Here is a 10,872-nt window from a genome sequence, read left to right as displayed (position 1 = left end):
GGGCACAGGGGGGTCGCACAGGCTCACGGGCCGAAGGGGCGGGTCGGGTGCGATGGCGCGGGAACGGCTCGGTAACCTAAGGCCGCTGACACACCCTTAGGGCGGCTTTACGGCCGCCCGCCCGTCCCGTACCGCCCACGTTCAAGGAGTTGCCGCCGCCGTGAGCCGCAGCCTTCGACGCGGCGCCATCGCCGCCACCGCCATCGCGTTCTCGCTCGCCTCGCTCGCCGCGTGCGGCGCCGGCAACAACGCACAGACGATGGAGGTCAAGCCGGACAACGCCGCGACCTCCGTCGGCGACATCAAGATCCAGAACGCCATGGTCATCACGCAGCCGGACCTGGACTCCAAGGGTCCGGCCGTGGTCTCCGCGACGATCTTCAACACCGGCCGGACCGCCCAGACCCTGGACACGATCACGGTCGACGGCACCGACAAGAAGGCCAAGCTCTCGCCGGGCAAGGACGACAAGGACTCCAAGCCGAACGGTCCGCTGACCGTCCCGGCCGGCGGCTCCATCGTCATCGGCGGCGAGAACAACGCCTCCGCCGTCCTGCCCAGCAGCCGCGAGGCCATCAAGGACGGCAACGCGCAGAAGGTCACCTTCGCCTTCAGCAAGACCGGCGACGTGCAGCTCCAGGCGTTCGTGGTGCCCGCCGAGAGCTACTTCAGCAAGTGGGGCCCGAGCGAGCTGCCGAAGGCGCCGGACGCCAAGCCGTCGAAGGGCGCCTCGGGCAGCCCCTCCGGCAAGCCGTCCGAGGGCGCGCGTGAGGGCGCCTCGGGCGAGGCCGCGGACGGTGCGAGCACGAACCCGTCCGGTGAGGCATCCGAGGCCGCGGACGGCGGCACCGCGTCGCACGGCGCGGGCGACGGCGCCGAGCACTGAGCGGCGTACGCACACAGCGAGAAGGGCGGTACCCCGGTCGGGGTACCGCCCTTCTTCATGCCACCGTGGCTGCGGCCTACGGCTCGAACTTGTAGCCCAGGCCACGGACCGTGACCAGGTAGCGCGGGGCCCCCGGGTCCGGCTCGATCTTGGCGCGCAGGCGCTTCACGTGGACGTCGAGGGTCTTCGTGTCGCCCACGTAGTCGGCGCCCCAGACGCGGTCGATGAGCTGCATGCGGGTCAGTACGCGGCCCGCGTTGCGCAGGAGCATCTCCAGGAGGTCGAACTCCTTCAGGGGGAGGTCGACCTTGGAGCCGGAGACCGTGACGACGTGGCGGTCCACGTCCATGCGGACCGGTCCCGCCTCCAGGGCCTGCGGCGTGACCTCCTCGGGCTCACCGCGGCGGCGCAGGACCGCGCGGATGCGGGCGACCAGCTCCCGCGAGGAGAACGGCTTGGTGACGTAGTCGTCGGCTCCTATCTCCAGGCCGACCACCTTGTCGATCTCGCTGTCCTTGGCGGTGACCATGATCACCGGGACGTTGGAGCGGCTGCGCAGCTGGCGGCAGACCTCGGTGCCGGGCAGGCCGGGCAGCATCAGGTCGAGCAGGACGAGGTCGGCGCCGTTGCGCTCGAATTCGTCGAGTCCGTCCGGGCCGGTCGCCGCGATGGCGACTTCGAAGCCCTCCTTGCGGAGCATGTAGGACAGAGCGTCGCTGAAGGATTCCTCGTCCTCGACGACGAGCACTCGGGTCACGGAAGGACCTCCGGGGCAGGAATGGGTTCGTACGTGGTGGTCTCGTCGGGCGGGGTGACCTCGTCGTCGAGTCCGCCGCCGTGACCGGTTCCGCGGTCGCGGTGCGCGGCCGCCTCGGGCAGCCGCAGGGTGAAGGTGGAGCCCTGACCCTCGGAGCTCCACACGGTGACCTCCCCGCCGTGCGAGGCGGCCACGTGCTTGACGATGGCGAGGCCGAGGCCGGTGCCGCCGGTGGCCCGGGAGCGGGCCGGGTCGACGCGGTAGAAGCGCTCGAAGATGCGCTCCTTGTCCTTGTCGGAGATGCCGATGCCCTGGTCGGTGACCGCGACCTCGATGAGGTCCCCGCCGGGTGCGGCGACCCGGCGGGCGGCTATGCCCACGCGGGTGCGGGCCGGGCTGTAGTTCACGGCGTTCTCGACGAGGTTGCCGAGCGCCGCGGCGAGCTGGCCGCGGTTGCCCCAGATCTGCAGGTCGGCGGTGCCGCCGGCGGCCATGGTGATCTGCTTGTGGGAGGCCTGGTGACGGCTGCGGTCGATCGCCTCCGCCACCAGTTCGTCGACCCGGACCGGCTCGGCGTCCTCCAGGGGGTCGTCGTTCTGCACCCGGGAGAGGTCGATGAGCTCCTGGACGAGGCTCGTCAGACGGGTCGCCTCGATCTGCATGCGGCCCGCGAAGCGCTCGACGGCCTCGGGGTCGTCCGAGGCGTCCATGACGGCCTCGGACAGCAGGGAGAGCGCCCCCACGGGGGTCTTGAGCTCATGGCTCACGTTCGCCACGAAGTCGCGTCGTACGGCCTCGATGCGGCGGGCCTCGGTGAGGTCCTCCACGAGGAGCAGGACGAGACGGGAGCCGAGCGGGGCCACGCGCGCGGAGACCGCGAGCGCCTCGCCGCGGCCGGTGCCGCGCCGGGGCAGGTCCAGCTCGACCTGGCGTATCTCCCCGTCGCGGCGGGTGTCGCGGGCCATCTGCAGCATCGGCTCGACGGCGAGCTTCCCGCCGCGTACGAGACCGAGTGCGTACGCCGCCGAGCTGGCCTTGACCACGCTGTCGGCCTCGTCGAGGACGACCGCGGAGGACCGCAGCACGGAGAGGACCGTGTCCACGCCGGGCGGGAGAACGGGGTCGGTGTGCAGAGATGTGCGGGTGGGGCGTTTCTGGTCGCGCTCGCTCCAGCGGAACGCCAGCATGGCGATGACGCCGGTGCACACCCCGGCGATCGCTGCCGCTGCGGCGACCGCCGCGTTCACGTCCATGCATCCAGGTTATGCGCCGAATAAGCACCGCTCACAGCCATACGGGTGCGGGCTCGAACACTCGTCGCCCAGAGTTCACCGAGGGGATGGTGGGGGTTCACTTCTCCCGACCGGACCGGGGCCGCTCGGGTGGCGGGTGCCGTCCCGCGTCGCCCACAGTTCACCTTGATGACGCAGGTGGTTCATGTGAGGTGCCGGAAACGGACGCGTCGGGCCCACACCGTGGGAGCGTAGGGGCCAGCCCCCTGAGACGTACGAGAGAGGGACAGCCACATGCGGGACGCGTACCACGAGGAACTTGACTCGATCGGGGAGGGCCTGGTCGAGATGGCCCGTCTGGTCGGCTCCGCGATCGGGCGCGCCACCACGGCCATGCTCGACGCCGACCTGAAGATGGCCGAGAGCGTGATCGCCGCAGACCAGAAGGTCGACGATCTGCAGCACGACCTGGAGGCGCGCGCGATAGCCCTGCTGGCGCGGCAGCAGCCGGTCGCCACGGATCTGCGCATCGTCGTCACCTCGCTGCGGATGAGCGCCGACCTGGAGCGCTCGGGCGACCTCGCCCAGCACGTCGCCAAGCTGGCCAGGCTCCGCTTCCCGGACTCGGCGGTGCCGCGGGACCTGCACGCCACGATCCTGGAGATGGGCCAGCTCGCGCAGCGCCTGATGGCGAAGGCGGCGGAGGTCATCATCACCAAGGACGTCGACCTCGCGCTCCAGCTGGAGCAGGACGACGACGAGATGGACCAGCTGCACCGCACGCTGTTCCAGCACCTGATGGACGACCGCTGGAAGCACGGCATCGAGACGGCCGTCGACGTGACGCTGCTCGGCCGCTACTACGAGCGCTTCGCGGACCACGCGGTGTCGGTGGCGAAGCGGGTCGTGTACCTCGTCACGGGCGAGCACGCGGACGAGATCCAGCCGGCGGGGGCGCCGGTGGAAGGGGCGTAGGACGCCGCTTCGGCTCCTGCCTCCGCCGCCGCGCCTGCCTCTGCCGCGCGCGAACGTGCCCCGTGCCCCCGGGATGTCCCGGCGGCACGGGGCACACGTGTGTCAGCCGCAGCCGCCGCCGCACTGGCAGGAGCCGCCCGACTGGCAGCCGCAGCTGCAGCCCGAGCCGCAGCCGCAGGAGCCCAGCAGTGCGAGAACAGGCAGCTGTGGCGCGCCGGTCGTCTGCTCGGGGACGGTTTCGGTCATGGGGGACACGGCCATGGTCTCCTCCTCGAAGGCGTACTGGCGTACTGCCTGATGCCCATTCCATGCCCAGGGCCGAGGGGCGCATCAACGGCGCACACGCGCGCGGGCGGGCGAGCGGGGCGGCGGGGTCCGGATCCCCGCGGGGCCGGGGCGTCCCACGAGAAACTCCCTCCCCTGTCTTCACAGGAATGCCCTAATGTGAGGGCGCTGTAACGGGGGCTCAACTCCCGGGCGTCTGGCCTGGGTTCTTCATATGTGGGGGGTCACATATCGTGCGTACGCGCACCATCTCGACCGCGACAGCGCTCGCGGTCCTCTTCAGCTCCGCCGCCCTGGTCGCGGTGGCGTCCGGTCCCGCCGCCGCGGACTCGGCCAAGGTCCTGGACGTGAAGTCGGCGGGCGACGTGCTGGTGGACGGGGAGCACCAGCGCGTCTACGTCTCCGACCCGCGCGGCGGCAAGATCGTCGTCACGGACTACGCGGGCACCGTCAAGGCGACCCTGGACGGGCTGCCGGACGTCGAGGGCCTCGTGCTCTCGCCCGACTCCCGCCAGGTGTACGCGGCGGTCTCGGGGCTCAACCGGATCGTCTCCGTGGAGACCTCCACGTACACCCAGAGCGCGAGCTACGCGCTCGACGGCGCGGAGAAGCCGCGCACCCTCGCCCTCGCGAGCGGCAAGCTGTGGTTCGGCTACGGGCCCGACGCCCAGGGCGGCATCGGCTCGCTCGACCTCTCCGGGGACGAGCCGGTCGTCGCGCTCGGCCAGGACGACGGCGCGAGCTTCTACGCCGCTCCCGAGCTCGGCTCCGACCCCGACTCGGGGATCCTGGTGGCCGGCGAGAAGGCCACCAGCGACGACACGCTGACCGTGTACGACGTCTCGGGCCCGAAGCCGACGACGGTGGCCAGCAAGTCGGTCGAGGGCGGCTTCTTCGACGACATCGCGGTCTCGCCCGACGGGACGCAGGTCGTCACGGCCAGCGGCGCACCGTACTACCACCCGGTGTACTCCACCAAGGACCTGTCCCCCGTGGGCCGTTACGACTCCGGGGACTACGGCGCGGCCGTGGACATCGCCCCGGACGGCACCGTGGCGGCGGGCACCTTCTCCTGGTACCGGCCCGACGTGCACATCTACAAGCAGGGCCAGTGGTCCAAGGTCCGCGAGTACGACTTCCCCAACACGGGCGGCGGCAGCGGCGGCGACACCCTCGCCGAGGGCGGCCTGGCGTGGGCGCCGGACGGCAGCAAGCTCTTCGCCGTCTCCTACAACAGCGCGGACGTCTACTCGCTGCGGGTCCTGGACGCGCCCGCCAAGTCCCTGCCGAAGCTCACGGTCAGCGCGCCCGAGAAGGCGCCGCGGGCCAAGGAGCTCACCGTCACGGGCAAGCTGGCCGGGACGGAGATCCCTGCGGGCACTCCCCTGACGGTCACGCGCACGGACGTCGACTCGCCGGCGCCCGGCAAGGCGCTGCCCTCGGTGAAGACCGCGGCGGACGGCTCCTTCTCCTTCAAGGACACCCCGCCCGCGGGCGGCAAGGTGACCTACAAGGTCGCGTACGCCGGTGACGCCACGCACACGGCGGCGTCCGCGTCGGACTCGGTGGAGGTCTCCCGCACCGCGCCGAAGCTGACCCTGAACAAGAACGGCAACGTCTACTCCTACGGCGCCGACGTCTCCTTCACCGCGCACCTCGGCACCACGTACAAGAACCGCACCGTCGAGATCTGGGCCGACCCCTACGGCGGCGACAAGCCCAACAAGCTCGTCAAGAAGGCCAAGGTCAACTCCTCGGGCAACCTGTCGGCCACGGTCGACATGAAGCGCGACACGAAGGTCACGGCCGTCTTCTCCGGAGACGCGCGGTACGCCTCCAAGAAGGCCACGTCCACGACGTACGCCAAGGTCAAGATCTCCAGCGCCGTCTCGAAGCACTACAAGACGGGCAAGATCGGCTCCACGACGTACCACTACTTCCACAAGAACACGGACCCGGTCCTCACCACGAAGATGACCTACTACAAGGGCCGCAAGCAGCGCTTCGAGGTCCAGGTCTACGGTCTCGACCGCAAGTGGCACTCCACGGGCTCGGAGTACTTCGAGATCGCCCTCGACGGCTACTCCGCGGTGCGCCTGGGCGCCCCCGGCCAGTCGGGCATCCGCGCGCGCATCCGCTCGTCGTACGTGAACGGCACGTCGGGCGACAACGTGAACTCGACGACGCACGGCGCGTGGAAGTACCTGAACTTCACCCGCTGAGCCGGACCGTTTTGGCCCCGGGGGAGCGCTTCCACGCCAACCCGGGGTAACTGCGCTGTCACGCAAGCGTTTTCGGGCTACACAGGAAGCCGGGATTGTCTTGCCAGACGGGAGGACGGCCAGTGGTACTCACGGTGGACCTCGCGGTACTGCTGGCGATCGTCATCTTCATCCTGGTGCGCAGACCCCCGAAGCCCCGTAAGCGGATCGACGCGGTCCTGACGATGACCCTCGTCCTCGTCTTCGGCGTCCTGATCGCCCCCACGAGCTTCGGCCACTGGATCCTGGACGCCACGAACGACCTGGCCCAGGGCGTAACCCAGGCAGCCACCCCCTGACCTACGCGCTCGACGCGGGCGGGGGGTGGGTGGGCTACTTCTTCTTACCCTGGGCAGCTCCGGGGCTTGGTCGCGGCCGCCTGGCTGGTGCGTACATCTCTGAACGAGGAAGCGTGGAAGCCTGGTCCCGCCGCCGCAGGGGTGATCCGGTTCCTGAGCCTGGTCAGGCGTACGCCGCGACTCTCGCGCGAACGGCATGCATGCGCTGAGGCAGTTCTACGCCTCGGTGTTGAAAGACCGCAGCAAGACGGGGATGCGGCGGCGTTAGTTGCTGTCGCTCACGCCTAGGTCCGCCCTCATCGCGACGCTTATGCGCCTCATGGCATCCACGTACTCGGTTACAGCTTCCGAGCCCTCGACCTGGATGTTCGTGCCTTCGACGACTTCGTCTCGCAGCACTCTCGCACGCTCATCCACATCATGTGCGAGGAACAGCACCGACTGCGGAGCCGACACCTCGAGCTCGTAACGCGGAGCGAAGCAGCTGTTGTAGGCCGCGCGGGCCCTATTCGCGCGCTCTTCATCCGACAGGCCCGATGTGACAACGAGGATGCGCAGCTGTGCGCGCATGTGGGCATGAGCCGCGAGGTAGCGCCCGTACAGGTCCCGGCTGGTCGTACGAAGGTCTATTCGGTCCTGCCTGCGCTCCCGGCGGCGCTCAACGAGGAGGGCGGTGCTCAGCGCAATGGCTGCTCCAACCACCGTCCCTAAAAGGGGTAGCCACGACATGTCGTGACGATAGGTCGGATAGCGGCGCGTAGGAACGGCTATGGCGCTACGGCGGACCACCGCATCACACCGTCACGTCACATCCGCGCGACGGGGCCGACTGGCGGTCGCCCGGCAAGGCTCGGGCGAGCAATCCGGCCGCAGGCCCCCGGGAACTGAGGGCCCAGAGCGGTCCCAGGTCGTGAAAATGCCCCTGAGTCGCGTCGAACGCGCAGCTCAGGGGCATGATCACAAAAGCTACTTCTTCTTGCCCTGGTTCTTGACCGCCTCGATTGCCGCCTTCGCGGCCTCCGGGTCGAGGTAGGTGCCGCCCGGGTTGAGCGGCTTGAAGTCGGCGTCCAGTTCGTAGGAGAGCGGGATGCCCGTGGGGATGTTCAGGCCCGCGATGTCGGCGTCCGAGATGCCGTCCAGGTGCTTGACCAGGGCGCGGAGGCTGTTGCCGTGGGCGGCGACCAGGACCGTCTTGCCGGACTTGAGGTCCGGGACGATGCCGTCGTACCAGTACGGGAGCATGCGGACGACGACGTCCTTCAGGCACTCCGTCTGCGGGCGCAGCTCCGGCGGGAGCGTGGCGTAGCGCGGGTCGTCGAACTGGGAGAACTCGGCGTCGCGGTCCAGGGCCGGCGGCGGGGTGTCGTACGAGCGGCGCCACAGCATGAACTGCTCCTCGCCGAACTCGGCGAGCGTCTGGGCCTTGTCCTTGCCCTGCAGGGCGCCGTAGTGGCGCTCGTTCAGGCGCCAGCTGCGGTGGACCGGGATCCAGTGGCGGTCAGCCGATTCCAGGGCGAGCTGCGCGGTGCGGATCGCGCGCTTCTGGAGCGACGTGTGGACCACGTCGGGGAGCAGGCCGGCGTCCTTGAGCAGCTCACCGCCGCGGACCGCCTCCTTCTCGCCCTTCTCGTTGAGGTTGACGTCCACCCAGCCGGTGAACAGGTTCTTGGCGTTCCATTCGCTCTCGCCGTGGCGGAGGAGGATCAGCTTGTACGGTGCGTCGGCCATGACTCCGAGCGTAATCGAACCCCGGGGCGCCTCGCGCGCGCGGGCGCGGAGAACGGGGATGGGCGGCAGTTGACGGTTCTCGTCAATCGAGTGGCGGGGCGGGACCTCCGGCCCGTAAGTTGCGCTTACCTGTAGAGACACTTACAAAGCCGCGTACACCCGGGGGAAGACCTATGCCGATCACCGCCATGAGACGCGCCGTGCGCGAGAGCGTCTCCGGTCTCCCCCGCGCCTTCTGGTGGCTGTGGACGAGCACTCTGGTCAACCGGCTCGGGGCCTTCGTCGCGACCTTCATGGCCTTGTACCTGACCCTGGAGCGGGGCTATTCGGCCTCGTACGCGGGACTTGTGGCCGCCCTGCACGGGCTCGGCGGCGTCGTCTCCTCGCTCGGCGCCGGCGTGATGACCGACCGGCTCGGGCGGCGGCCCACCCTGCTGGTCGCGCAGGCCTCGACGGCCCTGTCCGTGGCGCTGCTCGGCTTCATGGAGCACCCCGTCGCCATCGCGGGCGTCGCCTTCCTCGTCGGCATGGCGAGCAACGCCTCCCGCCCCGCCGTGCAGGCGATGATGGCGGACATCGTGCGGCCCGAGGACCGGGTGCGGGCCTTCTCGCTCAACTACTGGGCGATCAACCTCGGGTTCGCGATCTCCTCGGCGGGCGCCGGGTTCATCGCCTCGTACAGCTACCTCGCCGGCTTCCTCATCGAGGCCGCCATGACGATGGTCTGCGCGATCGTCGTCTTCGTGAAGCTGCCGGAGTCGCGGCCGGTGCGCACGGCCCTGGAGAAGGACGCCGAGCCTGCGGTCGGGCTCGGGACCGTGCTGCGGGACGGGCGGTTCATGGGTGTGGTGGGGCTGTCCTTCCTTGTTGCGCTGATCTTTCAGCAGGGGTCCGTGGGGCTGCCGGTCGCCATGGGCGAGGCGGGCTTCACGCCCGCCGACTACGGCCTCGCGATCGCCGTGAACGGCGTGCTGATCGTCGCCCTGCAGATCCCGGTCACGCGGTTCATCGAGCACCGGGACCCGCGCCGGCTGCTGGTTATCTCCTCGCTCGTCGCCGGGTACGGCTTCGGGCTCACCGCGTTCGCCGGGTCGGTCGGGGTCTTCGCCCTGACGGTGTGCGTGTGGACGCTCGCCGAGATCGTCAACGCGCCGACGCAGACGGGTCTCGTCGTCCGCCTCTCCCCCCTCCACGGCCGCGGCCGCTACCAGGGCATGTACACGTTGTCGTGGTCCGTGGCCGCGCTGGTCGCCCCGCTGATGTCCGGCTTCATGATCGACCGGTTCGGGGCGGAGTGGCTCTGGGGCGCGTGCGCGGTGATCGGGACGGGGGCGGCACTGGGGTACTGGGTGCTGATGCGGGGGCTGCCGGACGACTCGACCGTCTCGGAGGGCTCGGAGGTCGCGGAGGTCGCGGAGGTCGCGGAGGTCTCGGAGGGCTCGGAGGTCTCGACGGTCCCGGAGATCGCCGAGGTCAGCCCCGCAGGGACCGTTGCGCCTCGTGCAGATTCCGCGGGCGCACCCCGTCCGTAGTCCCGTACAGCTCCAGGCGCGCGTGCAGGTCGCCGGTGAAGTCGGGTACGTCGATCTGGTCGAACTCGCGGACCGCGTTGATGCCGACCGTCGCGCTGTACGGCGCGAGGCCGTCGATCTTCATCAGGCCGGCGCGTTCGTTGGTGACGCGGATGTTCCAGTGGGTGAAGCGGGCTCCGAAGAGGGGGCCCGCGCTCGCGTCGCCGCCGTGGCGGCCGTTGTTGTCGACGGTGATGTCCGTCCGTACGTTCGCGAACGGCATGCCGCGGTGGCTGTCGAACGTGCCCATCTCCATGCGGCCGCGTGACCAGACGTTGTGGGAGGAGAGCCCCTCGACGTTGATGCCGTGCAGCTGGGTGCCCGCGGGGGCGGGGGTCGTGCGCCGCTCGATCACGAAGTCCTCGACGAGGTTGTCGTGCGAGCCCTCGCGGCAGAAGTACGGGTGGTGGGAGCCGCGGCCCGCCACGCGCGTGCGGCGCAGGGTGCAGGCGGAGGCGGCGACGAGCCCGAAGCCGTTGTCGACGTGGCGTACGACGACGTCGTCGGCCCAGCAGTCGTACGCGCACTGGAAGGTGACGCCGTTGTGGCCCTTGTCCAGGAGGTGCGGGGACTGCGGGGTCTGCACGGCCTCCAGGGTGAGGCCCTCGACGCCGGAGCCGGTCAGGGCGGTGACGTGGGTGGTGAGGCGGGGGTCCCATTCCGGGCGTACGTCGAGGGGCAGGGGCCGCTCGAAGGTGACCCTGCGCCGGTCGCGGGCGACGGCGGCGATCCGTACGGGCCACTCGTAGGGGACGTACGAGGTGAGCTTCGTCTTGTCGTCCCAGGTGTACGCGCGGGCTCCCTCGCCGTCGCCCGCCATGTGCTCCAGGAGTGTGTGGCCGGCGTCGTCGGCGAGGCGGAGGAGGACGAGGTCGCCC

At 70.1% G+C, this 10,872-nt stretch carries 10 protein-coding genes and 1 pseudogene; 5 read left to right on the top strand and 6 right to left on the bottom strand.

Annotation, left to right across the window (positions count from 1 at the left end):
• Positions 1 to 160: 160 nt before the first annotated feature.
• Positions 161 to 886: a copper chaperone PCu(A)C domain-containing protein gene (locus tag AOK22_RS34470; protein ID WP_055702654.1), complete on the top strand. Its 726-nt coding sequence runs from the start codon at positions 161 to 163 to the stop codon at positions 884 to 886.
• Between the two features lie 76 nt (positions 887 to 962).
• Here the strand turns inward: AOK22_RS34470 and phoP are convergent, their stop codons facing one another.
• Both phoP and phoR read right to left on the bottom strand, forming a co-directional pair.
• Complete coding sequence (gene phoP, locus AOK22_RS34465) at positions 963 to 1,643, bottom strand: two-component system response regulator PhoP (RefSeq protein WP_030682312.1); 681 nt, start codon at positions 1,641 to 1,643, stop codon at positions 963 to 965.
• A complete protein-coding gene (gene phoR / locus AOK22_RS34460) occupies positions 1,640 to 2,896 on the bottom strand; it encodes a two-component system sensor histidine kinase PhoR (RefSeq protein WP_055702653.1) in 1,257 nt (418 codons plus the stop codon). The genes phoP and phoR overlap by 4 nt, the downstream gene beginning before the upstream one ends.
• Before the next feature lie 273 nt (positions 2,897 to 3,169).
• Here phoR and phoU point away from each other — a divergent pair, with 273 nt between their 5' ends.
• Positions 3,170 to 3,850: a phosphate signaling complex protein PhoU gene (gene phoU, locus AOK22_RS34455; RefSeq protein ID WP_055702652.1), complete on the top strand. Its 681-nt coding sequence runs from the start codon at positions 3,170 to 3,172 to the stop codon at positions 3,848 to 3,850.
• Between the two features lie 102 nt (positions 3,851 to 3,952).
• On the opposite strand, the gene AOK22_RS42040 is transcribed toward phoU, so the two are convergent.
• On the bottom strand, positions 3,953 to 4,111 hold the full coding sequence (locus AOK22_RS42040; RefSeq protein ID WP_167357916.1) for a hypothetical protein: 159 nt from the start codon (positions 4,109 to 4,111) through the stop codon (positions 3,953 to 3,955).
• Between the two features lie 257 nt (positions 4,112 to 4,368).
• Here AOK22_RS42040 and AOK22_RS34450 point away from each other — a divergent pair, with 257 nt between their 5' ends.
• Positions 4,369 to 6,357 carry a WD40 repeat domain-containing protein gene (locus AOK22_RS34450; RefSeq protein ID WP_055702651.1) on the top strand — a complete coding sequence of 663 codons (1,989 nt, stop codon included), beginning with the start codon at positions 4,369 to 4,371 and terminating at the stop codon, positions 6,355 to 6,357.
• Between the two features lie 134 nt (positions 6,358 to 6,491).
• Complete coding sequence (locus AOK22_RS34445) at positions 6,492 to 6,695, top strand: hypothetical protein (protein ID WP_244165222.1); 204 nt, start codon at positions 6,492 to 6,494, stop codon at positions 6,693 to 6,695.
• Positions 6,696 to 6,959: 264 nt separating this feature from the next.
• Here the strand turns inward: AOK22_RS34445 and AOK22_RS34440 are convergent, their stop codons facing one another.
• The gene (locus AOK22_RS34440; protein ID WP_055702649.1) at positions 6,960 to 7,424 is read right to left on the bottom strand and encodes a hypothetical protein; all 465 of its coding nucleotides are present in this window, start codon (positions 7,422 to 7,424) and stop codon (positions 6,960 to 6,962) included.
• A gap of 237 nt (positions 7,425 to 7,661) precedes the next feature.
• Complete coding sequence (locus AOK22_RS34435; RefSeq protein WP_055702648.1) at positions 7,662 to 8,423, bottom strand: phosphoglyceromutase; 762 nt, start codon at positions 8,421 to 8,423, stop codon at positions 7,662 to 7,664.
• Between the two features lie 173 nt (positions 8,424 to 8,596).
• Here AOK22_RS34435 and AOK22_RS34430 point away from each other — a divergent pair, with 173 nt between their 5' ends.
• Positions 8,597 to 9,955, top strand: coding sequence for an MDR family MFS transporter (locus tag AOK22_RS34430; RefSeq protein ID WP_055702647.1), 1,359 nt, complete (start codon positions 8,597 to 8,599; stop codon positions 9,953 to 9,955).
• Here the strand turns inward: AOK22_RS34430 and AOK22_RS34425 are convergent.
• A pseudogene (locus AOK22_RS34425) lies at positions 9,897 to 10,872 on the bottom strand (hypothetical protein); the annotation flags it as partial. The gene AOK22_RS34430 and the pseudogene AOK22_RS34425 overlap by 59 nt on opposite strands.

The organism is Streptomyces silaceus, assembly GCF_001419745.1.
GTDB lineage: Bacteria > Actinomycetota > Actinomycetes > Streptomycetales > Streptomycetaceae > Streptomyces > Streptomyces silaceus.
Note: the sequence above shows the minus strand (reverse complement) of the source record. Positions and strands in the feature narration are given on the sequence as shown.

What these genes read in the sequence shown, in the direction of transcription:
- phoR (WP_055702653.1), bottom strand. Translation starts at nt 2,896, where the DNA reads ATGGACGTGAACGCGGCGGTCGCCGCAGCGGCAGCGATCGCCGGGGTG.
- phoU (WP_055702652.1), top strand. Translation starts at nt 3,170, where the DNA reads ATGCGGGACGCGTACCACGAGGAACTTGACTCGATCGGGGAGGGCCTG.
- AOK22_RS42040 (WP_167357916.1), bottom strand. Translation starts at nt 4,111, where the DNA reads ATGGCCGTGTCCCCCATGACCGAAACCGTCCCCGAGCAGACGACCGGC.
- AOK22_RS34440 (WP_055702649.1), bottom strand. Translation starts at nt 7,424, where the DNA reads ATGTCGTGGCTACCCCTTTTAGGGACGGTGGTTGGAGCAGCCATTGCG.
- AOK22_RS34435 (WP_055702648.1), bottom strand. Translation starts at nt 8,423, where the DNA reads ATGGCCGACGCACCGTACAAGCTGATCCTCCTCCGCCACGGCGAGAGC.
- AOK22_RS34430 (WP_055702647.1), top strand. Translation starts at nt 8,597, where the DNA reads ATGCCGATCACCGCCATGAGACGCGCCGTGCGCGAGAGCGTCTCCGGT.